The sequence below is a fragment of the Pseudoalteromonas sp. 2CM37A genome (genome assembly GCF_023161885.1).
In the GTDB taxonomy this organism is placed as follows: domain Bacteria; phylum Pseudomonadota; class Gammaproteobacteria; order Enterobacterales; family Alteromonadaceae; genus Pseudoalteromonas; species Pseudoalteromonas atlantica.
In genome coordinates, this window is sequence record NZ_JALNTJ010000009.1 from 1 (window position 1) to 26,646 (window position 26,646).

General features: G+C 41.2%; 25 protein-coding genes. 6 read left to right on the top strand and 19 right to left on the bottom strand.

The features are described from left to right. Positions 1 to 205 precede the first annotated feature (205 nt). The 6 genes from MTF68_RS16230 to xerD form a co-directional block, all read right to left on the bottom strand. Positions 206 to 388 carry a hypothetical protein gene (locus MTF68_RS16230; protein WP_024031585.1) on the bottom strand — a complete coding sequence of 61 codons (183 nt, stop codon included), beginning with the start codon at positions 386 to 388 and terminating at the stop codon, positions 206 to 208. A 396-nt stretch (positions 389 to 784) separates the two neighbouring features. Further along, on the bottom strand, positions 785 to 2,320 hold the full coding sequence (lysS, locus tag MTF68_RS16235; protein WP_004588007.1) for a lysine--tRNA ligase: 1,536 nt from the start codon (positions 2,318 to 2,320) through the stop codon (positions 785 to 787). A 26-nt stretch (positions 2,321 to 2,346) separates the two neighbouring features. Further along, positions 2,347 to 3,445, bottom strand: a protein-coding gene (gene prfB, locus MTF68_RS16240; protein WP_096041210.1) for a peptide chain release factor 2 whose coding sequence is annotated in 2 segments (ribosomal slippage) — positions 2,347 to 3,369 and positions 3,371 to 3,445 — 1,098 coding nt in all. Because the reading frame shifts where the segments join, the coding sequence is not laid out codon by codon here. A gap of 144 nt (positions 3,446 to 3,589) precedes the next feature. After that, a complete protein-coding gene (gene recJ, locus MTF68_RS16245; RefSeq protein ID WP_248463076.1) occupies positions 3,590 to 5,311 on the bottom strand; it encodes a single-stranded-DNA-specific exonuclease RecJ in 1,722 nt (573 codons plus the stop codon). 293 nt (positions 5,312 to 5,604) lie between these two features. Beyond that, positions 5,605 to 6,333, bottom strand: coding sequence for a bifunctional protein-disulfide isomerase/oxidoreductase DsbC (gene dsbC / locus MTF68_RS16250; protein ID WP_054983743.1), 729 nt, complete (start codon positions 6,331 to 6,333; stop codon positions 5,605 to 5,607). A 60-nt stretch (positions 6,334 to 6,393) separates the two neighbouring features. Next, complete coding sequence (xerD, locus tag MTF68_RS16255) at positions 6,394 to 7,320, bottom strand: site-specific tyrosine recombinase XerD (protein ID WP_055254835.1); 927 nt, start codon at positions 7,318 to 7,320, stop codon at positions 6,394 to 6,396. 106 nt (positions 7,321 to 7,426) lie between these two features. Here xerD and fldB point away from each other — a divergent pair, with 106 nt between their 5' ends. Further along, positions 7,427 to 7,948 (top strand): flavodoxin FldB, encoded by a 522-nt coding sequence (gene fldB, locus MTF68_RS16260; RefSeq protein WP_004588002.1) that lies wholly within the window; start codon positions 7,427 to 7,429, stop codon positions 7,946 to 7,948. Positions 7,949 to 7,982: 34 nt separating this feature from the next. Here fldB and MTF68_RS16265 read toward each other — a convergent pair whose 3' ends face one another. Continuing rightward, positions 7,983 to 8,930: a DMT family transporter gene (locus tag MTF68_RS16265; protein ID WP_248463077.1), complete on the bottom strand. Its 948-nt coding sequence runs from the start codon at positions 8,928 to 8,930 to the stop codon at positions 7,983 to 7,985. Positions 8,931 to 9,122: 192 nt separating this feature from the next. On the opposite strand from MTF68_RS16265, the gene MTF68_RS16270 reads away from it, so the two are divergent. Then, positions 9,123 to 10,037: a LysR substrate-binding domain-containing protein gene (locus tag MTF68_RS16270; RefSeq protein ID WP_248463078.1), complete on the top strand. Its 915-nt coding sequence runs from the start codon at positions 9,123 to 9,125 to the stop codon at positions 10,035 to 10,037. Positions 10,038 to 10,039: 2 nt separating this feature from the next. On the opposite strand, the gene MTF68_RS16275 is transcribed toward MTF68_RS16270, so the two are convergent. From MTF68_RS16275 to MTF68_RS16285, 3 genes are all read right to left on the bottom strand, one after another. Next, entirely contained in the window at positions 10,040 to 10,486 is a 447-nt protein-coding gene (locus MTF68_RS16275; RefSeq protein ID WP_024031578.1) for a DUF2147 domain-containing protein, read from the bottom strand. A 177-nt stretch (positions 10,487 to 10,663) separates the two neighbouring features. Further along, a complete protein-coding gene (locus MTF68_RS16280; protein ID WP_248463080.1) occupies positions 10,664 to 12,670 on the bottom strand; it encodes an alpha-amylase family protein in 2,007 nt (668 codons plus the stop codon). 155 nt (positions 12,671 to 12,825) lie between these two features. Beyond that, on the bottom strand, positions 12,826 to 13,524 hold the full coding sequence (locus MTF68_RS16285; protein WP_248463082.1) for a methyltransferase: 699 nt from the start codon (positions 13,522 to 13,524) through the stop codon (positions 12,826 to 12,828). Positions 13,525 to 13,600: 76 nt separating this feature from the next. On the opposite strand from MTF68_RS16285, the gene srmB reads away from it, so the two are divergent. Further along, positions 13,601 to 14,830, top strand: a complete 1,230-nt coding sequence (srmB, locus tag MTF68_RS16290) for an ATP-dependent RNA helicase SrmB (RefSeq protein WP_248463083.1) — start codon at positions 13,601 to 13,603, stop codon at positions 14,828 to 14,830. A 229-nt stretch (positions 14,831 to 15,059) separates the two neighbouring features. After that, positions 15,060 to 15,380: a BON domain-containing protein gene (locus MTF68_RS16295; protein WP_004587996.1), complete on the top strand. Its 321-nt coding sequence runs from the start codon at positions 15,060 to 15,062 to the stop codon at positions 15,378 to 15,380. An 816-nt stretch (positions 15,381 to 16,196) separates the two neighbouring features. Here MTF68_RS16295 and MTF68_RS16300 read toward each other — a convergent pair. Continuing rightward, complete coding sequence (locus tag MTF68_RS16300) at positions 16,197 to 17,153, bottom strand: mechanosensitive ion channel family protein (RefSeq protein WP_029774207.1); 957 nt, start codon at positions 17,151 to 17,153, stop codon at positions 16,197 to 16,199. Positions 17,154 to 17,276: 123 nt separating this feature from the next. Further along, positions 17,277 to 18,056 carry a peroxide stress protein YaaA gene (yaaA, locus tag MTF68_RS16305; protein WP_004587994.1) on the bottom strand — a complete coding sequence of 260 codons (780 nt, stop codon included), beginning with the start codon at positions 18,054 to 18,056 and terminating at the stop codon, positions 17,277 to 17,279. Between the two features lie 254 nt (positions 18,057 to 18,310). Between yaaA and tal the strand changes: the two genes are divergently transcribed. Together tal and MTF68_RS16315 are read left to right on the top strand one after the other, a co-directional pair. After that, positions 18,311 to 19,261: a transaldolase gene (gene tal, locus MTF68_RS16310; protein ID WP_004587993.1), complete on the top strand. Its 951-nt coding sequence runs from the start codon at positions 18,311 to 18,313 to the stop codon at positions 19,259 to 19,261. A 304-nt stretch (positions 19,262 to 19,565) separates the two neighbouring features. Further along, positions 19,566 to 19,754 carry a DUF3545 family protein gene (locus MTF68_RS16315; protein WP_004587992.1) on the top strand — a complete coding sequence of 63 codons (189 nt, stop codon included), beginning with the start codon at positions 19,566 to 19,568 and terminating at the stop codon, positions 19,752 to 19,754. Between the two features lie 180 nt (positions 19,755 to 19,934). Here MTF68_RS16315 and ung read toward each other — a convergent pair whose 3' ends face one another. From ung to MTF68_RS16350, 7 genes are all read right to left on the bottom strand, one after another. Then, positions 19,935 to 20,597: a uracil-DNA glycosylase gene (gene ung / locus MTF68_RS16320; protein ID WP_029774206.1), complete on the bottom strand. Its 663-nt coding sequence runs from the start codon at positions 20,595 to 20,597 to the stop codon at positions 19,935 to 19,937. Next, complete coding sequence (locus MTF68_RS16325) at positions 20,594 to 21,454, bottom strand: cobalamin-binding protein (RefSeq protein WP_248463085.1); 861 nt, start codon at positions 21,452 to 21,454, stop codon at positions 20,594 to 20,596. The genes ung and MTF68_RS16325 overlap by 4 nt, the downstream gene beginning before the upstream one ends. Beyond that, positions 21,454 to 22,053, bottom strand: coding sequence for a cob(I)yrinic acid a,c-diamide adenosyltransferase (gene cobO, locus MTF68_RS16330; RefSeq protein ID WP_004587989.1), 600 nt, complete (start codon positions 22,051 to 22,053; stop codon positions 21,454 to 21,456). The genes MTF68_RS16325 and cobO overlap by 1 nt, the downstream gene beginning before the upstream one ends. Next, complete coding sequence (locus MTF68_RS16335; protein WP_248463087.1) at positions 22,037 to 23,527, bottom strand: cobyric acid synthase; 1,491 nt, start codon at positions 23,525 to 23,527, stop codon at positions 22,037 to 22,039. Before MTF68_RS16335 ends, cobO begins: the two co-directional genes overlap by 17 nt. A gap of 5 nt (positions 23,528 to 23,532) precedes the next feature. Then, positions 23,533 to 24,537, bottom strand: a complete 1,005-nt coding sequence (locus MTF68_RS16340) for an iron ABC transporter permease (protein WP_004587987.1) — start codon at positions 24,535 to 24,537, stop codon at positions 23,533 to 23,535. 4 nt (positions 24,538 to 24,541) lie between these two features. After that, positions 24,542 to 25,351 carry an ABC transporter ATP-binding protein gene (locus MTF68_RS16345; RefSeq protein ID WP_024031566.1) on the bottom strand — a complete coding sequence of 270 codons (810 nt, stop codon included), beginning with the start codon at positions 25,349 to 25,351 and terminating at the stop codon, positions 24,542 to 24,544. Positions 25,352 to 25,649: 298 nt separating this feature from the next. After that, on the bottom strand, positions 25,650 to 26,582 hold the full coding sequence (locus MTF68_RS16350; protein ID WP_248463089.1) for a porin: 933 nt from the start codon (positions 26,580 to 26,582) through the stop codon (positions 25,650 to 25,652). Between the last annotated feature and the right edge of the window lie 64 nt (positions 26,583 to 26,646).

Sequence of the window (26,646 nt, forward strand, 5' to 3'; positions counted from 1 at the left end):
ATTCGAACCCTCGATAGAGCTACAAACTCTATACTCCCTTAGCAGGGGAGCTCCTTCGGCCACTCGGACACCTCTCCGTCTTGTGGGGCGTATAATAAAGATTTCAGAAAATATGTCAAACACTTTTATGCCAAAAATGACTATCTGGTTACAGAACGCACATAAGTCAGCTTTAATTGTATAATTGGTTTGAAAAGTAAACGATTTAAATATTTTTGTCTTGTGGATTAACGCCCATTAAAGGCACTAAATCATCTTTGAGCTGCGCTAAATATTGCTCTTGGTAACCTAATTGCTGAAACTCAGCAATACAGGCTCGGTAATAAGCTTGTCGCTTTTGCTCTGTGGTGTCAGTTTCTGGCGATTCTTCAACTCGGTTGTCTTTCATATTATATTCTAAGTCCATTTGAGAATTCATATTTAGAGTGCTATTTTAACCCAGCTCAAAATTTTGGCGTATTTTAGCTAAGTTTTTTACATAAATACAACATAATGTTTAAAAAACAGTCATAAAATTACGTTATAGCACTGTTATTAAGGTCATTTAAAACAAGGCTACATTAAATAACCCAATCTGAATTAACTATTAATAAGTACTAATAACTAGCTTTAAAATTTAGTTTAGTACTAATTAATTAAAAAGCGAACAATCTTATCCTCTCTTTCGTCTGTTTTTATAAAGCAATTTACTCTCCAACTTTTCCTGCATTGGCGCTTATTTTTGTACTCACACAAAAACGCCGCTAAAATTTAGCGGCGTTTATCACATTTATTTTGTTTAAGCTTAGTCAGCTTGTGGGCGCATATGCGGGAACAAAATAACATCTTTAATGGTTGGTGAATCAGTAAATAACATTACTAAGCGGTCAATACCAATACCTTCACCGGCAGTAGGCGGTAAGCCGTACTCTAGTGCGCGTATGTAGTCTTCATCGTAATGCATTGCTTCATCATCGCCGGCGTCTTTTTCTTCAACTTGGCGAGTAAAGCGCTCTGCTTGATCTTGTGCATCGTTAAGCTCCGAGAAGCCATTTGCAAGCTCACGTCCGCCAACAAAAAACTCAAAGCGGTCGGTAACAAATGGGTTTTCGTCGTTACGGCGCGCAAGTGGCGATACTTCCCACGGGTAGCCTGTAATAAATGTAGGTTGGATAAGCATATGCTCAGCCGTCTCTTCAAATATTTCACATAAAAACTTACCTGGGCCCCATACACAATTTTCAGGAATTTTAACGTGCACTTGTTTAGCGTACGCTTTTAATTCTTCAAAGTGGTTTTCTGGGTCATTAAATACCGCAGCATCAAACTCAGGGTTATATTTTAAGATAGCATCAGCCATGCTTAGGCGCTCAAACGGTTGGCCAAAGTCGTACTCTACTGAGTCGATAACTTCGCCGTTTTCATCTTTAGTTGTATTAACAACAATTGGGCTACCTAAAACGTTTGTTGCAACTGTACGTAGCATGTCTTCGGTAATATTCATCAGGTCGATGTAATCAGCGTAGGCTTGGTAAAATTCAATCATAGTGAATTCTGGGTTGTGGCGCGTTGATAACCCTTCGTTACGGAAGTTACGGTTAATTTCAAATACGCGGTCAAAACCACCTACTACTAAACGCTTAAGGTAAAGCTCAGGCGCTATACGTAAGTACATGTCTATATCAAGTGCGTTATGGTGAGTCACAAATGGACGCGCAGACGCACCGCCAGGAATAACCTGTAGCATTGGCGTTTCTACTTCCATAAAGTCGCGCTCTGCTAAAAAGCGACGAATACCTTCAACTACTTGTGAGCGAATGCGGAATGTTTCGCGCGTTGCTTCGTTAGTAATTAAATCAACATAACGTTGACGGTACTTGGTTTCTTGATCTGATAAACCATGAAACTTCTCTGGTAATGGGCGTAGTGACTTAGTAAGTAGTTCGTACTCGGTCATTTCTACGTATAAATCGCCTTTACCTGATTTATTAAGCGCACCTTTAACACCAATAATATCGCCAATATCTAGTTGGCCATATTTTGCTTTTAAGTCTTTTTGCACATCTTTAGATGCGTAAGCTTGTACACGGCCTTTCATGTCTTGAATGGCCATAAAAGGACCACGCTTAGCTAAAATACGGCCAGCAATTGATACAACGTGCTTAAGCTCTACTAATTCTTCTTTACTCTTATCACCAAACTCAGCCTGTAAATCAGCCGTGTAATGTTCACGACGGAACTGATTAGGATGACCGTTGGCTGGGCAATTTTCGCGAATAGCGTCTAATTTGCCGCGACGCTCAGCGATTAACTTATTTTCGTCTTGGATTTGATCAGTCATTTTTTAGCTCTTTTTTAGCTTGGTGGTTATAGGCCAGATTTTAGGCTGGCTTCAATAAATTTGTCTAGGTTGCCGTCAAGTACCGATTGCGTATTACGGTTTTCAACGCCAGTTCGTAAATCTTTAATACGTGCATCATCAAGTACGTAAGAACGAATTTGACTTCCCCAGCCAATATCCGACTTTGCGTCTTCTTGCGATTGCTTTTCAGCATTTTGCTGCTGAAGTTCAAGCTCAAATAATTTTGCTTTTAACTGCTTCATTGCTTGGGCTTTATTTTTGTGTTGTGAACGCTCGTTTTGACACTGAACAACCGTGTTGGTAGGTACGTGAGTAATACGTACTGCCGATTCGGTGGTATTAACGTGCTGACCACCCGCGCCAGATGCACGGTAAACGTCTATACGTAAGTCAGCCGGATTAATATCAATTTCAATATTGTCATCTACTTCTGGGTAAACAAACGCAGAGGCAAACGAGGTATGACGACGACCACTTGAATCAAATGGGCTTTTACGTACTAAACGGTGTACGCCTGTTTCTGTGCGCAGCCAACCATATGCGTATTCGCCTACAAAGCGCACTGTTGCACCTTTAATACCGGCCACATCGCCATCGGTTGCTTCTACTAGCTCAACTTTAAAGCCTTTCGCTTCGCCCCAGCGTAAATACATGCGTAATAACATGTTACACCAGTCTTGTGCTTCAGTACCGCCAGACCCAGACTGTAAATCAAGGTAAGCATCGTTTGCATCGTGAGAGCCCGAAAACATACGGCGAAACTCTAAACCCTCAAGCTGTTTATTTAAGCCTTCAAGTTCAGTTTGCGCTTCAACAAACGTGTCTTCGTCTTCTGCTTCTACTGCAAGCTCTAATAAACCTTCTACGTCGTCAGCACCTGCTACTAAGTTGTCGATTGTTTCAACAACCGCTTCTAAGGCTGATTTTTCACGACCAAGTGCTTGTGCGCGCTCAGGTTCATTCCATACGGCTGAATCTTCAAGTTCGGCGTTTACTTCTTCTAGGCGCTCTTGTTTGTGAGCGTAGTCAAAGGTACCCCCGAAGCAGTTCAGTACGTTCGCGAATTTCCTTGATTTGATTAATCACAGGATTCACTTCAAACATGTACATTACTCCAAAATGGCTAGATTATTGCGCGCTAAAATTAGCACTAAACGCAATAAATTATCGTCAAATGATAAAAACGCCCGATTTTAACAAAAAACCGCGCGCTTTATTAGCCTTTTATGCATGCATTGTGCATATTTTTTAATGCACTTTTTCAAGCTCGCGAACAATTAATTGCAGGCTAAACTTGCCTCTAAATTCGTTTATGTCGAGCTGATACGCCACTTTGACATAACGGGCCTCGGTGTCGGGCCATGCTTTTACATCTATTCCAAATGCAATGGCGTCAACTAAGCGCCCAGATTGATGTTTAAGCACCAGCTTTAAGTGTTTTTCGCCTACTATACGCTGCTGAATAACTTCAAAGGTGTGCTCAAATACCGGCTCAGGAAATTGCTGCCCCCATGGGCCTGATTGCTTTAATAGCTGAGCAAAGTCCATTGTAAAGCACTCGTTTGGCAGCTCGCCATCGGTAAATACAATGCAGCGTTTACTTTCTTCGCTTAACTGCGCGCTTACAGCTGCATCAAACGCGTTTTTAAAGTCATTAAAACTTTGCTCATCAATACTTAACCCTGCCGCCATGGCATGGCCGCCAAATTTATTAATTAAGTGCGGGTCGGCTGTATTTAGCCCTTCGAGTAAATCGCGCATGTGTAGCCCTTCAATAGAGCGGCACGAGCCTTTTATTTCACCGTTTTCGCCACCGGCAAAAATAACGGTTGGGCGGTGGTATTTTTCTTTTAAGCGACCCGCCAAAATACCAATAACACCTTGGTGCCAATCTTCTTGGTATAAACAAATGGCATCGGGAATGGTGTCGTCACTAAACGCAAGCCTATCAAGCACTGCTTGCGCCTCGGCTTGCATGCCCTGCTCTATTTCGCGCCGTGCATGGTTTAAGCTATCTAACTCGCTGGCAATCCGCCTTGCTTGGTTTATATCGGTACTCAATAAGCACGCTATGCCCAAACTCATGTCATCTAGTCGCCCTGCGGCGTTTAAACGCGGGGCCAACGAAAAACCAAAGTCACTGGCGCTTAAACGCGCTGCATTACGATTCGCCACTTCAATAAGCGCAGTAATACCTGGGCGTGTTTTACCGCTGCGAATACGCGCCAACCCTTGGTGTACTAAAGTGCGGTTATTTGCATCAAGCGCAACTACATCGGCCACGGTGCCAAGGGCAACTATATCAAGCAAGTCGGCTAAATTTGGCATAGCATGGCGTTCAAAATAACCTTGCTCTCGTAACGTGCTTCTAAGGGCTATAAGCAAGTAAAAGGCAACGCCGACACCCGCAATTGATTTTGAAGGAAAACGGCAATCATGTCGGTTTGGGTTAACAATTGCATCGGCATTAGGGAGCTGTTCCCCTTGCAAGTGGTGATCAGTAACCAGTACTTTAATGCCCACTTTTTTTAATATATCTATACCTGCAATACATGAAATACCGTTATCTACCGTAATAACCAGCTCTGGTTTTATATCAACAATTTGCTCAGCAAGCGCTGGGCTTAAACCATAGCCTAAGCTAAACCTGTCCGGTACAAGGTAGTCTAAGTTATTAAAGCCAAACATTGCCAAGCCTTGCATTAAGGTAGCTGTACTGGTTGCGCCATCGGCATCGAAGTCGCCAACAATTAAAATGCGGCTTTGCGCATTCAGCGCATCAATTAATAGCTCGGTGGCTTTGTCGATGTCTTTAAACAGTTTAAAGTCGATTAGCGTGGCTGCACTATTATTTAGCTCGTGTGCATTTTGCACGTTACGCGTGGCATAAATTTGCTTAATAACAGGGTGCAGATCGCTTGGCAGGTAAGAATCGTCTACATTTTCGCGCGCAATGATCAGTTTTTTCATGCTGGTTTTTAACTTATGGTGTTCATAATAAAAAGACAAAAAAAGGCCATAAAGGCCTTTTTAAACCAATTCGCTTAATTAAGTGATCTATTTTGAGGCTGAAAAAACGTGTTGATAGTTAGGCAATAAATTCGCTATTTAGTTGTTCTCGGCAATTGCTCCTGCATTGCTCTACCTTCTGCATCCATGCAGTCGTAAATAAGCATTTTTTAACGCCAGTAAAACACGTTTAGCCCCGCAAAATGATAAAGTATTATCGCGGATTGGTATTAAACAGGTATTCAGATTTTTAATTAACCTGCTTTGTTCGCCTCAAGCGCTGCACTTAATGCCGCGGCTGGCTGGTAGCCTGGGATCATTGTACCGTCTTCTAAAATAATGGCTGGCGTGCCGCTAATACCAAAGCTTTGGCCTAGCTGGTAATGCTCAGCTACTGGTGCGCTACAACCGGCAACAACTGTTGTGTCTTCGCCTGATTTAGCTTCTGTTAGTGCTTCTTGTTGGTCGCGTGCACACCATACATTCATTAAATCGGCGTAGCCCGAACCTTGCAGTCCACCACGCGGAAACGCTAAATAACGAACAGTAATGCCTGCATCAAGCAAGTCGTCTAGTTCGCGGTGTAATTTACGACAATAGCCACAGCTAATATCGGTAAATACCGTAATTTGGTGTTTTTCGTTAGGCGCTTTATAAACAATCATTGAATCTTGGTATTCTTTAATACCTTCAACACGGACACCATTTAGCGCTTGCTCGGTTAAGTTGCTGCGGTTGTTTAAATCAATTAGCGTGCCTTGCATTAAAAACTGGCCGTCTGGGCTGGCGTAAAGTACACCTTTATTTGTAATAAGCTCTTTTAAACCGGCAACAGGGCTTGGGTTTATTTGCTTAACTGTTACACCTAACGTGGCAAATTTAGTAACAATAGGATCATTAGCATCTGGCGTTGTGGCTACGCCATTTGCAAATGCACTAATACTTGTGCACAACATTGCACCTGCTAACATTAATTTTTTCATAATTTTCTCTATCTAATAATACGTACTAAATTGACCGCTAAGCTGATATTAAATTTCATATTACGCGCGCGGATGATGCTCTGAGTGTACCGATTTTAATCGCTCATTGGCAACATGGGTATAAATTTGTGTAGTCGATAAGTCGCTGTGCCCTAACATCATCTGCACCACTCTTAAGTCGGCACCATGATTAAGTAAATGTGTTGCAAAGGCATGACGCAACGTATGCGGCGATAAATCTGACTCAATAGACGCCAAAATAGCATAGTGTTTAATACGATGCCAAAAGGTTTGTCGGGTCATACCTACACCGCGTTTTGAGGGAAACACAAAATCGGTGGCGTGTTTTATCATTTGTGCACGCCCCCCTTTTAAAAACTGCTCAAGCCAGTACATGGCTTCTTCGCCTAAGGGTACTAAGCGCTCTTTGTTGCCTTTACCTTTTACAAACACAACCGACTGGCGCAAGTTAATTTGCTCCATACGCAGCCCTACAAGCTCGGTTACACGTAAACCAGTTGCATAAAGTAGCTCTAGCATGGCTTTATCGCGCAGCCCCATTGGTTCTTCAATATTGGGTGCACTTAATAATGCCTCTACTTCGGCTTCTGAGAGCGTTTTAGGTAACGATTGACCCGCTTTTGGTTGCGCAATGTTTTCAAGCGGTGAGCTTGCGATACGTTTTTCACGTACAAAATACTGATAAAACCGCTTTAACGCACTTATGCTGCGTGCCGTGCTACGTGGTTTTAACCCTAAATCTACGCGATACGCTAGGTAGCTTTCTATATCTAAGCTGGTTACCGTCATTAAGCTTTCGCCTTTTAAAAACTGACAAAACTTATCTAGGTCACTGCGATACGCGCTAAGGGTGTTTTCGCTTACACCTTGCTCTAAGTACAAGCTATCTAAAAAGGTTTCTAAAAAGTCGCTGTTGCTGTTTAGCTCGGTATTTGGTTCAGGTAAATCGTCAGGTAGCGTTGTCACGTTGTGATCTCATGTTGGTAATACCCACGGTAGAAGGTATCAATTAAAAATACCTTACGGTAAACTGCGCCCTATCATAACAGGCAATTACACAGTGATAAATACGATGCAGATTGGTTTATTTTTTGGCTCTACTACATGCTACACAGAGATGGCAGCAGAAAAAATTCGCGACCTTATTGGCGCCGATGTAGTGACCTTACACAATATTAAAGACGAACCACTTAAAAATGCAGAGCAGTACGACTTTATCATCTTTGGTATTTCAACATGGGATTTTGGAGAAATACAAGAAGACTGGGAGTCTAAGTGGGACGACATTAAAGATGTAAACCTAAATGGTAAAACCATTGCTTTATTTGGCATGGGCGACCAACAAGGTTACGGACAATGGTTTCAAGACGCCCTTGGTATGCTTCACGATGAAATAAATACCCAGTCGTTTACGCAACTTGGTTTTTGGCCAAACGATGAAAACTACGAGTTTGAAGCGTCAAAAGCACTTACCCCCGATGGCAAACACTTTGTTGGCCTAGCGCTTGATGAAGACAGCCAATACGAGCTAAGCGATGAGCGCATAGCCAGCTGGGTTGAACAAATAATGACAGAGTATAGCGAAACGCTATAACGAGTTTGGCCTAAACCATGTTTAGGCCAATACATTACAAATAACTAAGTTTTTTAGCACACTTTTTTTCACGTATTTTTGCTTGCCTTTGCAATAGCCAATTAGACGCAAAGGTATTAATAATACATGCCAGTACAATAAGCGCTGAGCCTATTACTTGCGATAAACTTAATGTTGTATCGTAAAAAATTAGCTGAAATAACAACGCAAATAATAAGTTAGAATAAATAAGCGGCGCTAGCTGCGAGTTAGAACTGGCTAATCGGTACGCCTTTCCTCTAAAAAATTGCGTTGCAGCAGTCGAAAACCCAATTAACGCCACCATCAGTAATAAACTGTAATTGCTTATATCGATTGCAAAACCTTGGTAAAAGCGCTCACCTTCGCTGGTAAACATTAATACTGGCACCATAAAAATGGCAGCCAGTGTAAAACTCCAACCGTTAATAACCATCATCGGAAGCTTAATTTTACTGGCTCGAAACAAGGTGATTTGCGAGCAGGCATTAAAAATACCAGCCCCTAAACCAATTAATAAGCTCCAGCGCCATTGTATGCCGTCGCTATGAATATTTTGAATAATCACACCCGCAAACATCAGCGCCATTGTAGGTAGCAATAACCAATTTAATTTAGTTTTAAAAAGCACCCGTTCTATTAGCGGTATAAATAACGGCCCAGTGCTAAATAAAATAACCGCTTCCACCAGCGTTAAAGTATTTAGCGCCACTAAAAAGCAGTTTTGGCACAGCACTATAAAAATTGCGCGAATAGCAAAGGTTCGCCATGCTGATTTATTAGGCAGTTGCCATTTAATACCTGCCGCCAAAGCCAGCATAATAATCGCGGGTAAAAACACCCGTAAAAAAACCACTTCGCTGGTGCTAAAGTAATTGGTAAGTAACTTGGCTATAAAGCTATTTAACGCCAAGGTAAATGTAGAGAGCAGCATAAACACACTAGCACGAGAATTTAACGTCACCGCAGTTATCCTTTGAATAAAAAATGAATGTAAAAAGCAAAATTAAAGGCTTAATTTTTTTAATCTATTTATTATTTTTCAAAAAATTGGCATTGGCTTTTATGGCGCTAATTTTACGTGTACTTTATAAATTTAAAAGCGAATAATATTAAACTAACCTGTAAGTAAAACTTAACTGTTAATAAATAACCTATGATCAAATCAGCGCCGTTAAAATCTCTCTATACGTTTATAGCTGTTGCCGAAACTGGCAGCATGGTGCTCGCGGCTGAGCAGCTAAGTATTAGTCACTCGGCGGTAAGTCAGTCTATTAAAGCGTTAGAGTTACAACTTAATACACCGCTTTTTAATCGCATTGGTCGCCGCGTTGAGCTCAACCCTGTGGGTGAGCGCTATTACAAACGCATAGCCCCGGCCATGGCTGAAATTTTAGCAGCCAGCCAAGAGGCAAGTAACACAGTGAATGAGCCAACTTATTTAACACTCAATATGGTTAACTCACTAGCACTGCACTGGTGGATCCCTAGGGTGGCTGATTTTCAGCGAATTTCGCCAAACAGTGACATTCGTATTTCTAACTTGGTGGGAGAATTTGATTTAGAGCGTGAAGGGATTGATGCAGCGATTATTCATGGCCAGCCCGATAAGTGGCAAAAATATCACTGTGAAAAACTAGCCGACGATCAGTTAATTTTAGTCTGTAACCCACAGCTTTTAGTTGGCTTAAATAAAGATGAGTTAACCGCGCAAAATTTGCTGCAACGCTTTAAAGCAATCTACGTTACCAACCCACGTAGGCAAAACGATTGGCAAACGTGGTGCGAGGCTAATAATTTAGCGCAGCCTAAGCAGCATAATAACTTAACCTTTAATATTTCAGTGCAAGCAACGCAAGCCGCGATGCGCCAGCTTGGCGTTTTGGTCACCCACAAACAGTTTGTACGCGACGATATAAAGCACGGCATGCTCACGCAAATTGGCCAAAGCATTGTTAATCCGCATCAGCAGTTTTATTTTGCAACGAGCCACGCCATGCTTAATCACCCACAGGTAAGCGCATTACGAGCGTGGCTTAAACGCGAGTTTTTAAAAACAGCAAACGAGTAGTGCTACTCCACACGTTGCCAATATTGGTTACGGTAAAAAAAGCCTATATAGCCACGTACTTCTAATGTTTTACCGTCGTTTTGTGGCGTTAGTTGCACGGTATAAGTTTTACCATTTGTAGGGTCAAGTATTTCACCATCGCCCCACACGCCATCATCTTCTGGTTTTACATCAGTGATTATGGTCATTCCTAAAATAGGCTGATTTTTTAATGCCCCATCACACTCTTTACAAATACCGGTTTGTTTAGCTGGGTCTAAAATAGTCTCAACTTTACCACTGAGCACCTTATCGTTTTGAGTAATGCGTACGTACGATTTAGCCTCGTTGGTGTCTTCATCTATGGTTTTCCAAAGCCCAACAGGACTCATGTTTGCAAGCGCACCTTGGCTTATAAATAAAGCCGCAGCGAGTGTTGTTAGTAACGGAAGTTTGTTTAACTTTTTCATTGTGTTGCCTAAATTAAAAATGGCGAATAAAACGATAATACCAGCTGATTTATAAACGCACCATGACATTAAACTGCTATTTAGGTACATATAAAAGTAAAAAACCAAGTACGCGTTAACCCACTTGGTTTTAAATTGGCTGATAGTTTTTTAACGTACGCGTTTTAAAGTACGTATTTAAAAGTCACGTACCTCTACATTTGAGCTGTTAAATTCAAACATATTAATTTTGCCACACTGTGCCATATGGTTAGTACTTGTATAGGGGGTATTTGCTTGGCTTATATCGCCTTCCCACTCTTCGCCATTTTTTATAAATGCTTTTAATTCAAACCATCCGTTAACAGCTTTACTGCAATCCATATCAACATCCAGCATCCAATAGTGTTCACCCCATATATTAAGGGGTGTAACACCAAAGCCATCTACTGTTACCGATTTTTGGGCGCCATATTCACTTGGCCAAACATTTGTAGTCCAATCCATGGCAGTGCCTTGCGCTTCACTGCTTTGGCCTTGTTCAATTCCATACCAATCTAGGTAGTTATCGTTTGCTTTCCAAGGCGTTGTGGTGTTGTTTTTTAGATTGTTATGGCGAATTGCCATAGCACATTCAACATTTGTTGTTTGGCAGTTTCTACCAAGGTTTGTATTTGCATAGGTGTGGTCTATACCACCCCGTACAAACATGTCTTGTCCGCTTTGTGTTTGAGCATTAATAAAAATAACGGTTCTTTGCCAGTCGCTATTATTAGGCACTGCTCCTTGAGTTAATTTAGCATTTTTATGAATTGCTATTGCATCCCATGGCGCTACATTTAAATTGATGGTGCCGTTGCTATTAACTGTTATTACTTCACCGCTACAACTAGTAGCATTACCCAAAAGCTCGCCTTTTAACACATTACAGTACTGTCCAGGCGCCATATCTGTTTGAATTGTTGTATTAAGCGTTGAGTCTTCTTTATTAATTGCCATATGACCAGAGCTACCACGTCCAAATGCAATCTGGTTATGGGTGTTATCCCACCAATTTGTTACTACCCAATTGTCGGCTGTGTTATTTCTAAAATCGACACCACCCGCAATATAAGACCAGCGATGCTCGCACTTCCAGTTACTTGCAAAACATTCTAAATTACCATTATTGTGCACCGGTACACTTGGCCCACCCGCATCTGTATCGCCGTGAAAATCATAACTCGACATTACTTTTGGATACCCATACGGATACGCCAACATAAATACGTTGGCTAGGTCGTATAAACGGCCATCTTCAAAGGTAATTACATTACCTGCACCACCATGGCCGCGCTGATTGTCGTGGTTATCTACAAATACCACAGCTGATGAACTTGGCATAAAGCCCCAGCCTTCACCAAGATTACTTAACCATGCAAGCGAGCCATTTCTAAAGGTATTACCAAGCTGAGTACTGTATTTAAACTCGGTAACTAGCCCTGTACTTAAATACTCTGAGGCTGCAACCGCTTCAGTACCTTGATCTATCACCTCATGAAACACCACTGGCGAGCCATTTATTTTTGCCATTAAACTTTGAATATCACTTGCAGCAACATGCTTAGCAGCATCAAACCTAAAACCTTTAACACCCATAGCTTGAAGGTCATTAATATATGCCGCTAATGTATTTTGCACATAATTTGAAGAAGTATTTAAATCGGCCAGCCCTACTAGCTCACAGTTTTGCACGCGATAACGGTTATTACCGTAATCTTCTGGGTTAATAGAACAACTTTCGTGAAAATCTTGTGGGCTATAAATAGGGTATTGTTTATTACCAAAAGTGTTACCAGCAGTGCCCGTACCACTGCCGGCTGCCATATGGTTTATTAATGTATCAACATATATATCGACGCCTGCGGCGTTACAGCGATTAACCATATCTATAAATTGCGAACGGTTACCGCCTCGGCTTTGTAGTTGGTAGCTCACCGGTTGATAGCGAGTCCACCATTGGCTACCTGTAATATGCTCGTTAGGCGGAGACACCTGTACAGCAGCGTACCCTTTTGGTCCTAAAAACTGCTCACATTCTCGGGCTACATCTTGCCAATTCCATTCAAATAAATGCACAAATGTTGTAGGTGCAGCCGATACTAAACTTGGTAAGGTTAAACCTAAGCTAAAACCTGCAGTGGTGATCATTTTACTGAGTTTCATAGTGTGTGTTTCCAGTGTTGGGCGAGTTAAACAACATACTCGACGTTATTTACAAGTGGTTAACACTAGTTTGAGAGTTGCTCAAATAAAAACTGAATACGTATGCATAATGGGTAAACTATCCTTTATTACTAGATAATTACCTGCCTTAAAAATTACATTTTCAAGTAAAACGCTTTACATAACGCAATATAATCATCGCAGTAGCGGTTTTTTTCATCTTTTATGCATAGGGAGGTAAGCTCAGGCAAAGTGTTGATTAAGCTAAAGCGCATCAAACTGCGGCTAAATGCTTTACTTGGTGTGGTTTTTACTTGGCAATGCGCGTTTAAATAAAGCCCGCTTTGTTTTGCCAATTCAACGAATAAGCCCGCCTCTGTGGTGGGTAAAATTACGTTAAAGCACGAATGCTCATGACTTAAACGCATATAGGCATGTATTAGTTCGTCAAAACTTAAACCATCGGTATGGCGTGCGGTGTTACGGGCATCGCTTAGCCCTTTTAAACTGCGGTTAAAATAAGGGGGGTTAGAAATCACGACATCAAATGGCGCCGCCTGTTTAAACGCTTGTATAGTGGTGTGCTTTACTGTGATATTTGGCCACGGGCTAGAGGCTATATTTTGCTGTGCTTGCTTGTAAGCAGCTTCATCAATTTCAACAGCGGTTATGCTAAGTGCTGGTTGACGCTGTTTGCACATAAGCGCAAGTAAACCGGTGCCTGTGCCTATATCGAGTAATGTATTGGCACCTTTTAAATACGCCCATGCGCCAAGTAAAATGCCGTCGGTTGAGACCTTCATAGCACAGCTATCGTGCTCAACCTTAAATTGTTTAAACGTAAACCCTAACATTTTTTCACCTTTTCATTCACCAACTGGCGTATAGCGCGTATAATTGCAGGTAATTGTCCCTTATTTTAGACACTCTATGCAATTTTCTGAATTTGATCTTGATACTAAACTACTCAACGCCATTGATAAAATGGGCTACGAGACACCAACCAGCATTCAACAACAAGCTATTCCTGAAGCGCTGCAAGGTCGCGATATTTTAGCATCAGCACCTACTGGCACAGGTAAAACGGCGGCATTTTTAATTCCGGCTATTCAATACTTAATGGATTTTCCGCGTCGCGACCCAGGTTTTGCACGTGTGTTAATAATGACCCCAACCCGTGAACTGGCTTATCAAATTCATGAGCAATGTGAACTGCTTGCTAAAGGCACTCACCTTAAAATTGGTGTAGTAACAGGTGGTATAAACTACGGCACCCACAAAGAAATTTTTGAAAACAATAACGATATTTTAATCGCCACACCAGGGCGTTTAATGGAATACCTTGAAACCGAAAATTTCCATGCTGAGAACGTAGAAATGCTTATTCTTGATGAAGCCGACCGCATGCTAGACATGGGCTTTAGAAAAGAAATGCTGCGCATATGTGACGAAGCTAAAAACCGTCGTCAGTGCTTTTTATTCTCTGCGACGTTAGAAGGCGATAGCGTTGAGTTATTTGCTGAGCGTATTTTAAACGACCCTGCTTTACTTGAAGCCGAATCGTCACGCAAAGAAAAAGCAAAAATTCATCAATGGGTTCACCTTGCTGATGACTACCACCACAAGCTTGAGCTGTTGGTTAATACCTTAAACGGCCCAGATGTAAGTAAAGCCATTGTGTTTGTAAAAACCCGTGAGCGCCTAGAGACGCTAATTGGTGAGCTAACTAACAATGGCGTAAAAGCCGCGTGGCTGCGTGGCGAAATGCCGCAAGATAAGCGCATGAAAGCGATGGAAAATTTCCACAGTGGCAAAACGCGCATATTAATAGCAACCGATGTTGCGGCTCGCGGTATTGATGTTTCTGACATTAGCCACGTAATTAACTTTGATATGCCACGTACTGCCGATGTCTATGTACACCGTATAGGCCGTACTGGCCGTGCGGGTAAAAAAGGGATCGCTATATCATTAATTGAAGCGCACGACATTGGCATTTTATATAAGGTTGAGCGATACACAGAGCAAAAACTTAAGCGCCGTATAATTAAAGGGCTTGAGCCACAGCATAAAGAAGCTAAGCCACCCGCTAAAAAGCGTAAAGATCCGGTAAAAATGAAAGCTAAGAAAAAAGCCAAAGCTAAAATTAAAAAGAAATAGCACACCATAAATAAACAAGCCGGCAGTTGCCGGCTTTTTTGTACCCGTTACAAATGTAACCCAAGCATGTAACTCATTCCCATTAAAATGTAATTATTGCCCACCTGAATTCTCACTTAATAAAATAACCTTATATTTCAATAAATTAAAACTGGCATCGAAATTGTAACTGAGAAAGTAACTCAGCTAAGAATAGCTGCACGATTAACCGTAATGTAAGGATGAAGTTATGAACCGCTTTAAGTTAACTATCGCTTTAGTATCATTTTGTTGTTTATTTTTATTAGCTTGCGCTACAAAAGTAAGTGCAGCAACTAACTTAGCCGTAGTAAGCAGTGTGGCTACTCAACCTAACTTACAACAAACAATCACCAATACGTTACGTACTAACCCAAACTTAGCATTAAGCGATATTCGCGTGCAGGTTGAAGACGGTGAAGTTGACCTATACGGTGAAGCGCAAACAGGTTTTCAGCGTGCACTTGCGCAAAAGTTTTTAGAAAATATGGATGGCGTTAAAATTATCCGTAATAAAATTAGTGTTATCTGATACAGCATTACAATATTTGTTTATATAACTTATTCCTCTGCGTGGCTTGTTTCTCCAACACAAGCCGCGCTTTTTTATGCTTAACAGCACACTTTAGTATCTAAACTTCTAGCTTTAGCTCCCCTATTAAAAAATAGAGCAAACACTGAGCCGTCCTTTCCCACTCTTTTAAATTAGTGACTTACTAAAGCTTTGATAAATGAATGCTATAACAAGGCTGTAAAGTTCATATAATCAGCGCATTTTTAATACCGTTGGCAACCTATTACTACTCACTAATTAACCACACCATAAATAACAGATAATATATGACTTAATGCATGCAAATGCCCCATAACTTACACAAGGAAGCTAATACATGAAATGGTTTATTTACTACTGCTAAACCCTCTTATTGGCCATGCAGAGGAAGCTATATTTGGCTTTGCTGCAGATGTGTCTGTATCCGGCTTTTTAGCCCAGAAATTAGTGAAATAGATATTATAAAAGTCTTTGCTGATTCTGTTGCTGATCTGGCAGGATTAAAAGTAGGCGACAAGGTAATAGAGCTAGATAGCTGCCCTATTCCAGATTGCCCTGCTGAGGTTACAAAAAAATCGATGACAAAAAACAGTGGTGAAACGCTTTTACTACTAATCAAAAAAACTCGATGGCAGCGAAAAGCAAATAAGTATTAACTTAAAATAAATTGATTAAAAGTATAGTTAAATTTAACCCGACTTAGCGCTTTGAAATTACTAGCAGCGCACTTTTTATGTAAAAATGCGCTGCTAGTGGGTAACTATTACTGGGCTAGTTTAAACCTGTATTAGTCGCTCATTCGCTTTGATTTGAACCCGTATTACTCCCGCCTTGTTGTTTGGGTGACTGTTGGTTTATTTTATCGCTTATCATGGCATCGAGCTTTTCACCGCCTTTAATGCCAAAATCTAACGTACGTATTGGGAATGGAATACTTATATCTGCAGCATCAAGCGCTTGTTTAACAGCGACTACGCCTTTATGGCGTACTGTCATAAAGTCTGGCTCGCCTGGGTATTTTATCCAAAACCACACCAGTAAATTAATACTACTGTCGCCAAAACCTTCTGCGTACACAGCGGTTTCATCTTTACGTATTACAAAGTCAAACTCGTTAATTTTATCAACGATAACTTCTTTGGCTTTTTCAATGTCGTCGCCGTATGAAATACCCACCGGTACCTCAATGCGCCTAACGCCTAACGTGGTGTAATTTTTTAACACATTTCTAAATAATACCTTGTTAGGTACCAGTATTAACTGCCCGTAAAAGCTCTCTATTAGCGTGTTACGCAGGTTTATAGAATGTACAGAGCCAAATACGTCGTCGGTTTCAATTACATCACCCGCTTTAAATGGCTTGCGTATTCCCATAGCAATACCGGCAATTAAGTTCTCGGTCATGTCTTGAAAAGCAAAGCCAATGGCTAAACCCACAATACCCGCACCCGCTAGTAACGATGTGACTGTGCCTTTTAACCCCATAAAATCTAAAGCGATAAATAGGCCCACACATAACACAATAACCTTAAAAATAGACGCCATTAAATCAGCAATTTGCTTAGAGTCGAGTGAGCGCCTTAATAGGTTTTTCATTAGCTGGCCGGCAAAGCGCGCTATTATTGAAAATACAATGGCTATTACCACTGCCACAATAAAGTTTGGGATGTGGCTTATTACTACATCAAACCACCCTCCGAGTTTTTCTTCGATGAGTTTTTCGGCTTCGGCTACTGAAGGTATGCTGATCATATTTTTACACCTATCTATTTTTTATCTCATTAATAGTAGGTGAAGTTAGCAAGTTTAGCGCCAGCATAAAAAAAGCCATGCAATGCATGGCTTTTTAACTCATTGTTTGCTGAGTATAAACGCTTAGTTTTGCTCGTCGCGCATAAATACAGGCTCAAGATCTTTAGTGGTTGCTTCAGGGCTAAAGTAATAACCCGCCACAGTAAACTCTTTTAATTGGCTAAGCTGTGTTACCTGGTTTTCTATAATGTAACGGGCCATCATGCCGCGCGCTTTTTTTGCGTAAAAGCTAATTACCTTATATTGACCATTTTTGCAGTCTTTAAAATGCGGGGTAATAATTTGCGCATTGAGTGCTTTCTTATCTACTGCTTTAAAGTACTCGTTTGAAGCAAGATTAACGAGGTATTGTGCGTCTTGCGCTTTTAATTCCTCGTTTAATTTATTAGCAATAATGCTACCCCAAAATTCATACAAATTTTTCCCGCGAGGGTTATCAAGCTTAGTACCCATTTCTAGGCGGTAGGCTTGCATTAAATCAAGCGGTTTTAGCAAGCCGTATAAACCTGAAAGTATCCGTAAATGGCTTTGCGCATAATCGAGGTTAGCTGCAGTGAGTGTTGCGGCATCTAAACCACCGTACACATCGCCGTTAAAGGCTAGTACCGCTTGTTTAGCATTACTTTGTGTAAATGGTTGCGACCATTCGCTAAAGCGCGCAGCGTTAAGCCCTGCAAGCTTATCGCTAATTTTCATTAGGCTGCCAATTTGCGCTGGAGTTAGTTCACGGCATACTTTCATGAGCTCTTCGCTGTGCTCTAGTAATTCAGGTTGAGTGAACTTATCTGTTGCGGGTGGCGTTTCGTAATCAAGATTTTTTGCTGGTGAAATAACAGTGATCATAGTTAGCTATTGACTTGTAATTTATTTAATGTCAATTTCAACATTAAATGAGACGAAAAGCACGTTTTGTTTATAAAATACCATTGAAAATTAATCGCAATGGCCTAAATCCTACCTTAATAAATCATGCATCGTCGTTTTTCTATTGATAAGGACATAAGACCTATCAAGCATTGTCACACTGTTGCAGTATTGAATACTTATATTAAGGTAGTTTAGATTTTCTTTTAACTTGCTTGGAATGAGGAAGGCAAATGACTAGCGCTCTACAAAGGCTAAAACAACATTCATCTATCGTAGCCGACACTGGCGATATTGAAGCGATCAAAAAGCATCAACCAGAAGATGCAACCACAAACCCGTCGCTTTTATTAAAAGCGAGCGAGATTGAAGCTTACAAGCCTTATTTAGATAAAGCTTGGAGCTATGCAAAAGAAACAGAGCAAGATGCAGCTAAACAGCTTGAACTTGCATGTGACTACTTTGCCGTATTACTTGGTAAAGAAATTAGCGAAATTGTACCTGGTTATATTTCTACTGAAGTAGATGCTCGTTTATCATTCGACACCCAAGCAACTATTGATAAAGCACATACCCTGCTTAGCCTTTATGAAAAAGAAGGTGTAAGCAAAGACAAAATTTTAATTAAAGTTGCGTCTACATGGGAAGGCATTAAAGCGGCCGAACAGCTAGAAAAAGAAGGGACTAAATGTAACCTGACTTTATTATTTAGCGATGCTCAAGCGCGTGCATGTGCTGATGCAAACGTATTTTTAATCTCACCATTTGTTGGCCGTATTTTAGATTGGCACGTAGCAAATGGTATGGAAAAACCAACCGATCCGCTACAAGATCCAGGTGTTCAATCTGTACGTAGCATTTTTGAGTTTTATAAACGCCATGATTACAAAACCGTTGTTATGGGCGCAAGCTTCCGTAACACTGGCGAAATTATTGCGCTTACAGGTTGTGACAAGCTAACGATTAGCCCTAACCTACTAGAAGACTTAGGCAATTTAGAAGGCGCAGAAGAATACTTACTACAAAGTGATATTCCTAAAGAGCCAAAGCCTGCTCCACTTACTGAGTCGCAGTTCCGTTGGTTACATAACCAAGATGCAATGGCCACTGAAAAACTAGCTGAAGGTATCCGCTCATTCGCAGATGCACAAGAGCAGCTAGAAGCACGTTTTAAAGCAATGTAATACGCGCTAATTATGTATTAAACGCCGCACCTGCGGCGTTTTTTTATGCCGTTAATATAATCCGCACTGCTTTATACTAACCTGCCACAGCATGTACCATTGCCTACACAGCTAAATAGCTCACTTTTAATATTTTTTATTTATTTTTTCTATCTAAAAATAGCGCGGTCAATAAAGCTAGTTAGTATTAAACTTCATCAATGCATCACATACTTGTAACAAATTCGTCACTTTTTTATTCTATTTTAGCTAGGCCTGTGGTATAGGTATTCTCGAGGTTCACTAAAATCAATAGGAGATAGTCATGGATAGCCTAAACGATATATTAGAGATATTAGAAGGTCCTGATACAACAAGAAAAACCTCTCAAAAGAATAAAAAAAGAAAGTGGCGCGAGATTGAGGCCATAAAAGACAAACAACGGTTACGTAAAGAACTACAGGAGTTAGACTTTTTTACAGACAGCATTGAAATTGATGAGCTAGATTTTTAATTTCAAACTAATTGCGCTCAATTAGGCAATTTATTTTGCGGCAGGAAAACCGTATCGATAGTAAAGCTAACGCCAGGTTTTACCCCTTCAAAATAATTGATAATTATTGCGCATGGGCATTAATACACAATAACTAAGTAAAAGGCTTTCATAATACGAAAGCCTTTTTTAATATATCAATTAAACCTGCCAGTTAATGGGCGTATCGCCTTGGGCTTGTAACAATTCATTTGTTTGTGAAAAGTGCTTACAACCAAAAAAACCACGATGCGCAGAAAGCGGCGATGGGTGAGGCCCTTTTAAAATATGATGGCGAGCGCTATTAATATTTTTACCTTTTTTTTGCGCATGAGCGCCCCATAAAATAAACACCACTCCTTTGCAGTGTGCATTTATATGGGCTATCACGTTATCGGTAAATTGCTCCCACCCTAAATGTTTATGCGAGTGCGCTTGGCCTTGCTCAACCGTGAGTACTGTATTGAGTAAAAACACGCCCTGCTCTGCCCAGCTTTGTAAGTAGCCATGGTCTGGTATTTCAAAACCGGGAATATCCGTTGCCAATTCTTTGTACATATTTTTTAACGACGGCGGTAACTTTTTAACCTCTGGCAACACAGAAAAACATAAGCCATGGGCTTGGCCTTCTCCGTGGTATGGATCTTGGCCTAAAATAACCACGCGAATATTGTTAAGGGCTGTCGCTTCAAAGGCGCTAAATACTTGCTCTTTGGGTGGGTACACTGCAACACCTTCGACACGGCGTTTTGCTACATAATCTAATGTTTGCTGCATATAAGGTTGCTGTAATTCATATTTTAAAAAGGCTGGCCAATCGCTCATTGTATACTCTTAATTTGTTTGCGTGATGCATCTATTTTATCACACATATTTGCCAGTCCATCTAGCATGCGCGGTGTAAAACGATGTAATAAATCGGCATTTACACGTATAAATTGGTTATGTTTTACAGCGGGGACTTCTGGCCATTTTTGCCAATTAATTTTAGGTTGTGGCTTATCGGCTTGTTCATCAGGAATAATAATAATCTGTGGTTTTTTAATCACCACGTTTTCAATACTTATTTGCGGGTAGTCGGTTGGGCTGTGTGCAAATAAATTGCTTACATGACATGTTTCTATAAGCTGGTTTATCCATGTATTTTCACTTACCGTCATCATTGGCTCTGGCCATAATTGATAAAAACCAGTTAATATTTTTTTGCTTTGCTGCTGCTTTTTAATTTTTTTGAGCTTAGTAATAAATGCGTTTGCTACTTGCTTGCTTTGCTCAATACGCCCTGTAAATTTTCCAAAAGCAATCAGCTCGTTTGCAACTTCTTCTATTTTTTTGGGATCACTTAAATGTATTTTTATACCAAGGCGTTTAATTTGTTCTAAATCTTCACTTTGGTTACCGCTTTTCCAACCAATCACTAAATCGGGTTTTAGCGCTAATAATTTTTCAAGAGAAATACCATAGTAACCACCAATGCGTTCAATACTTTTAGCTTCATTTGGGTAATCAGCGTAATCAACAGTGCCAACAATATTACTTCCCGCACCTATAGCAAACAGGTTTTCTACTATATGCGGTGCAAGTGCTACAACGCGCAGTTTATCTGGCGCAGCTGTATCACTGGCCACGGCACTGCCCCCTGAACACAATAACAGCAGTGCAGTAAAAAACGCTTTATACATTAGTAATCAAACCCTTCTAGTGCTTTTATACCTGAGTCGAAGGCGTGTTTAACATTGCGCACTTCGCTTACAGTATCGGCAAGGTCTGTTAACGTGCGGTGCGCTGCGCGACCTGTAATAATAACCGATTGCATGGGAGGGCGATTATTTAGCGCGTTTACTACCTCATCTAAATCAATATAACCGTAAGTCACCATGTAGGTAAGTTCATCAAGTAATACTAAATCAATACTGCTATCTGCAAGCATACGCTTTGACTCTTGCCATGTTGCTTGCGCGGCTGCGGTGTCGGCTTCTTTGTTTTGCGTATCCCATGTAAAACCGGTATTCATAACGGCAAATTCAACCCCTGCGCCTTGTAATAAGTTACGCTCTCCACACTCCCATGTGCCTTTAATAAACTGACAAACAGCGGCTTTTTTACCATGCCCTACGCAGCGAGCAACCACACCAAAGCCTGAGGTGGATTTACCTTTACCATTACCCGTAATTACCTGAAATATCCCTTTAACATCTTGCGCAGCAGCCACGCGTGCATCTACCTGCTCTTTTACTTTTTGTTGGCGCTGCTGGTGCTTATCGTTATTTGTATCCGTCATTATTATCTCCTTCATAAATCGATATAATGTGTTGTATGTTCAAATGCGCCTCGCACATAGTGGCCAAGCGCTCTAGTTGTTGCTCGCGGTGCGCTACAATACTCACAGGTTGTATAGTTGCATCGCTTTTTACCCACTTTAAAATTTGCAGTGTGGCAGCGGGTTCATCAAACAAGCCGTGTAAATAAGTACCAGCAATGGCATTGTCGTCACTAATAAAGCCATCGTTTTCAAATCCATGAGGGTGCGCGTTAAACGTTAAAAATGGCTTATTAAGTGCTGCGCCTTTACTAATGCCGGCATGAATTTCGTAGCCGCTACACGGTGTTTGCAAGTCATTTAACTGCATAGCCGCCGTTACTTTAGTTAGTACTTTTTGCGTGCTAAGTGTGGTTTCAAAATCGCATAGGGCAAGCCCCGTTACTTGCTTTAATGACGACTCGACTCCGTTGGGATCATTTATGGTATACCCCAACATTTGCATACCACCACACACCCCCAATACTTTGCCACCATAGCGTAAGTGGCGCTTTATCTGCGTATCCCAGCCTTCATTTTTTACAAAACTTAAATCGCCCAGCACGTTTTTACTGCCAGGAATAATAATCAGATCAACCGGTGGGATCGCGTGTGTGTGGCGTACATAATTTATATTAATATTTGGGTGCAGCCGCAATGCATCAAAATCGGTATGGTTACTAATATGCGGCAATAAAAGCACGGCTATATTAATGGTGGCAGTCGTCACCTTGTTATCTATTGCTACAGCATCTTCGGCATCAAGTGCTAAATCATGCAAATAAGGCAGCACACCAAGCACTGGTTTTTTTGTGTAGCGCTCAAGCCAATCTAGCCCACTTTGTAGCAAGCTTATATCGCCTCTAAAACTGTTTATAACAAAGCCTTTTACGCGCGCTTGCTCGGATTCGCTTAATAACGCAAGTGTGCCCACTAAATGTGCAAACACACCGCCTTTGTCTATATCGGCAATAATAATGACAGGGCAATCTACCGCTTCTGCGTAACCCATATTGGCAATGTCGTTCTCGCGTAGGTTTATTTCTGCGGGGCTGCCTGCGCCCTCAACCAATAATAAATCAAACTGCTTTGCTAGGCGTTTATGCGAGGCAAGCACTGCATCCATCGCAACCTGTTTATAGTTATGGTACGTCCCTGCCTCCATATTACTAATGGCTTTTCCATGTATAATGACTTGTGCCCCCGTATCACTATTTGGTTTGAGCAATATGGGATTAAAGTCGTTTTGAGGCTCTACTTTAGCGGCTACGGCTTGCAAAGCTTGCGCACGGCCTATTTCGCCGCCCTCTTTTGTAACCGCGCTATTAAGCGCCATATTTTGCGGTTTAAAAGGCGCGACCTTTATACCTCGCTTTACAAAAACTCTACAAAGCGCAGCCACTAAGGTGCTTTTTCCGGCATCTGACGTAGTGCCTTGAATCATTAAGGTTTTCATCAGCACTATGCCTTTGTTTTTCTAAAAAAGAGTAAGCTTAAAAAAAATACGCTACCCATAGCTGCTGTGATCACCCCTACAGGGAGCTCTTGATTTTTAAGTAATGAGCGCGAAAGCACGTCAACCCACACCATAAACGTGCCGCCCACTAAGCTGGTAATTAGTAAGCCAGCAGTACTGCCCTGAGATATAAAAAAGCGCACTATGTGCGGCACCATTAAACCTACAAAACCAATACCGCCACATAGGGCCACCAGCACGGCCGTTATTAACGAACTCAATACCAACATTAAAATTCTAAAACGGTGCACACGGACCCCAAGCGTTATCGCGCTTTCATCACCAAGAAGCAGCGCATTTAACTGCCTTTTAAAGCTCAGCATAAAGCTAATACACACCACTATAACCACGCATGGCAACCATAACGTGGCCCATTGTGCGCGGGCAAAGCTGCCTAACGTCCAAAACAAAATACCAGCCACTGCTTGCGGGTCACTCCAATACAGCAATAAACTTGTAAATGCGCTAAATAAAAATGACAGCGCCACCCCCGCTAGCAACATAGACTCTACTTGCGTGCTTTTTTGCCGCCCAGCAATAAGTATCAATAAGCCCATTGCTAAAAAGCTCCCTAATAAGGCAGCAGCCGATAACATAAACCCTGCACTAATACCCGCAACGGCCATAAGCAGTACGACCCCAAACGACGCGCCTGACGATATGCCAAATAAATACGGATCAGCGAGCGGGTTACGAGTAACCGTTTGTAAAATAAGCCCTGCAATAGCCAAACCTGCACCCGCCATAAAGGCAAGTAAGGTACGAGGTAACCTAAGCTCATAAATAATACGCGCGTTAAACGAGCCCTCCCCTGCTGATAAAATCCCTGTGAGCACATCACTTAACGGCGTATCTGCGGCGCCAAAGCTCAGTGCGCTAAAAAGGCTGCCCAGTGCAATTAATACGGCTGCTATAAATATTGTCCACTGGTTTATTTTTGTTATATCCATTTAATTAATAGCCATAAAAGTAAGTAATATGAGGAATAGTTTGGCCATTTTCTGTTCGCTGTGGGTGGCTAGTAACGCGCGCACATACCCCAAAAACATCCGCTAGCATGTCCTCACTAAGTACCTGCGCAGGCGAGCCTGTATGTGTTATTTTACCTTTATTAATAACCACCAGCTCATCGCACATAGCGGCTGCTAAATTTAAATCATGAAATGAGGCAAACACAGTGACCCCTAGCGATTTTGCTAGTTCCATCACTTGTATTTGGTATTTAACATCTAAATGGCTGGTTGGCTCATCCATGATGAGTAATTGCGGTTGCTGCACTATAGCGCGGGCAATCAATGCACGTTGCTTTTCGCCCCCCGAAAGCGATTCAAAATTTTGCTTACACTGTTGCTCAAGCCCTACGGTTTTTATTGCCTGTGTAATTTTTTGTTTGTCGCTGTGGGTGGTGGCGCTAAATAATGATTTATGAGGTGTAAGCCCAAGGGCAACCACATCAAATAATGTTAGGTTAAATTGCGCAGGCGTTTCTTGTAGAACTACAGCAACATATTTTGCGTAGTCTTCACTTTTAAGCTGCCAAATATCCTGCTGATTAAAGGTAACGTTGCCAGCGGTGGGTTTATTAAAGCGATACAAACAGCGCAATAAGCTCGACTTACCCGCCCCATTTGGGCCAATTAACCCAATAAACTTACCCTTAGCTATGTGTAAATTAATATTGTTTAAAATGGCGTGATCATCGACTTCCCACGACACATTTTGAACGTTTAATAAGGGTGTATTTGGCGCTAATGTAGTTTGCAAAAGTGAGTCCTTGGAAAGCGTGCACTCACTAACACACAGCTAAAAGACTAGTGCATCAATAAAAATGAGTTTACCCGCTCGTTAAAAAAGTATACCAATCTAGAGCTTCTCATGCTGATTGATATGTCTCATTTGTATCTGACTTAAAGCGTGGTGCTAATTACAGTTACGGGAATAGTTGAGGAATTTCACCCCATTCCAAATGAGGGTCTATTATGGGCGGGTAAGTAAATAATTTAAAGCAAAAAAAACCGCGCTCATTAGAGCGCGGTTAATAAAGGGAGTGTTTAAGCAACGCTTAAAACTTGTATTCCATACCTAGGCCAACGTAGTCTTGGTCAACATTGTTGTCCATATCGAAGCTTGAGTAAAAACCAAATACTTTAATGTTTTTATTAAACTTATGATCAACACCTACAGAAACTGCCGTTTTGTCGTCGCTGTCATCAAAGTCCATTGCTTGGTATTGCACTTTAAACGTGTTTTTACCCATGCTGTAGGCTGCGTTTAATAAATAGCCGTCAGCTTCTGCGCTACCGTCTACTTTTTCTTGAGTTTGGTACATAGCGCCTAATTTAAAGCTCTCTACTTTACCTTGAATTGACGCACGCACTACATCGTAGCCATTTACTTCGCTATCGGCTGCAACCGAGGCGTAAACCGCACTCTTTTTAAGTGCAGAGTCACCGTAGGTAACCGCCATTGAATAACCGTTATCTGCATCTACGTCATCTTCGGCAATAAATGTAGCAAGTACTTTAAAGCCTTCGTAGCTTTTAGATGTATAAGTGATTGAATCACCTAAGCGGTTTTCACCTTTAAATACATTTTTAATATCGCCTTCAAGGTCATTAAATAAATCTAACTTACCTTGCGATTGTTTAAGCGCTGTATCGTTACGACCCACAACAACTTGACCATATGTACCTTTTAAACCTACATACTGGTTACGTGCAGAAATATTGTCGTCGTTATCACCTTTAGAGTCAGCATCAGATACATCAACTTGAAACTCAAACTTATAAACCGCTTCTAATCCATCAGTAATCTTTTCAGACCCTTTTAGTCCAAAGCGAGATGCATTACTTTTAATTTCAGTGAAAGACCCTTCACCATCATCAGACGATTGCACAGTAACATTCGCTTTACCGTATACATCAACGTCTGCAAACGCGCTAAAAGATAAACCACTTACTAGTGCAACACATAAGCTCGATTTTACAAAATTCATGTTATTTCCTCGATAATCACAAGACTAATTTTTAAAACAGCTGCAGTTTGTCACCGTTAAATGA

Bases quoted from the DNA above. Each gene is read 5' to 3' on its own strand.
- MTF68_RS16230 (WP_024031585.1), bottom strand. From the start codon at position 388: ATGAAAGACAACCGAGTTGAAGAATCGCCAGAAACTGACACCACAGAG.
- lysS (WP_004588007.1), bottom strand. From the start codon at position 2,320: ATGACTGATCAAATCCAAGACGAAAATAAGTTAATCGCTGAGCGTCGC.
- recJ (WP_248463076.1), bottom strand. From the start codon at position 5,311: ATGAAAAAACTGATCATTGCGCGCGAAAATGTAGACGATTCTTACCTG.
- dsbC (WP_054983743.1), bottom strand. From the start codon at position 6,333: ATGAAAAAATTAATGTTAGCAGGTGCAATGTTGTGCACAAGTATTAGT.
- fldB (WP_004588002.1), top strand. From the start codon at position 7,427: ATGCAGATTGGTTTATTTTTTGGCTCTACTACATGCTACACAGAGATG.
- MTF68_RS16270 (WP_248463078.1), top strand. From the start codon at position 9,123: ATGATCAAATCAGCGCCGTTAAAATCTCTCTATACGTTTATAGCTGTT.
- MTF68_RS16275 (WP_024031578.1), bottom strand. From the start codon at position 10,486: ATGAAAAAGTTAAACAAACTTCCGTTACTAACAACACTCGCTGCGGCT.
- MTF68_RS16280 (WP_248463080.1), bottom strand. From the start codon at position 12,670: ATGAAACTCAGTAAAATGATCACCACTGCAGGTTTTAGCTTAGGTTTA.
- MTF68_RS16285 (WP_248463082.1), bottom strand. From the start codon at position 13,524: ATGTTAGGGTTTACGTTTAAACAATTTAAGGTTGAGCACGATAGCTGT.
- srmB (WP_248463083.1), top strand. From the start codon at position 13,601: ATGCAATTTTCTGAATTTGATCTTGATACTAAACTACTCAACGCCATT.
- MTF68_RS16295 (WP_004587996.1), top strand. From the start codon at position 15,060: ATGAACCGCTTTAAGTTAACTATCGCTTTAGTATCATTTTGTTGTTTA.
- MTF68_RS16300 (WP_029774207.1), bottom strand. From the start codon at position 17,153: ATGATCAGCATACCTTCAGTAGCCGAAGCCGAAAAACTCATCGAAGAA.
- yaaA (WP_004587994.1), bottom strand. From the start codon at position 18,056: ATGATCACTGTTATTTCACCAGCAAAAAATCTTGATTACGAAACGCCA.
- tal (WP_004587993.1), top strand. From the start codon at position 18,311: ATGACTAGCGCTCTACAAAGGCTAAAACAACATTCATCTATCGTAGCC.
- MTF68_RS16315 (WP_004587992.1), top strand. From the start codon at position 19,566: ATGGATAGCCTAAACGATATATTAGAGATATTAGAAGGTCCTGATACA.
- ung (WP_029774206.1), bottom strand. From the start codon at position 20,597: ATGAGCGATTGGCCAGCCTTTTTAAAATATGAATTACAGCAACCTTAT.
- MTF68_RS16325 (WP_248463085.1), bottom strand. From the start codon at position 21,454: ATGTATAAAGCGTTTTTTACTGCACTGCTGTTATTGTGTTCAGGGGGC.
- cobO (WP_004587989.1), bottom strand. From the start codon at position 22,053: ATGACGGATACAAATAACGATAAGCACCAGCAGCGCCAACAAAAAGTA.
- MTF68_RS16335 (WP_248463087.1), bottom strand. From the start codon at position 23,527: ATGAAAACCTTAATGATTCAAGGCACTACGTCAGATGCCGGAAAAAGC.
- MTF68_RS16340 (WP_004587987.1), bottom strand. From the start codon at position 24,537: ATGGATATAACAAAAATAAACCAGTGGACAATATTTATAGCAGCCGTA.
- MTF68_RS16350 (WP_248463089.1), bottom strand. From the start codon at position 26,582: ATGAATTTTGTAAAATCGAGCTTATGTGTTGCACTAGTAAGTGGTTTA.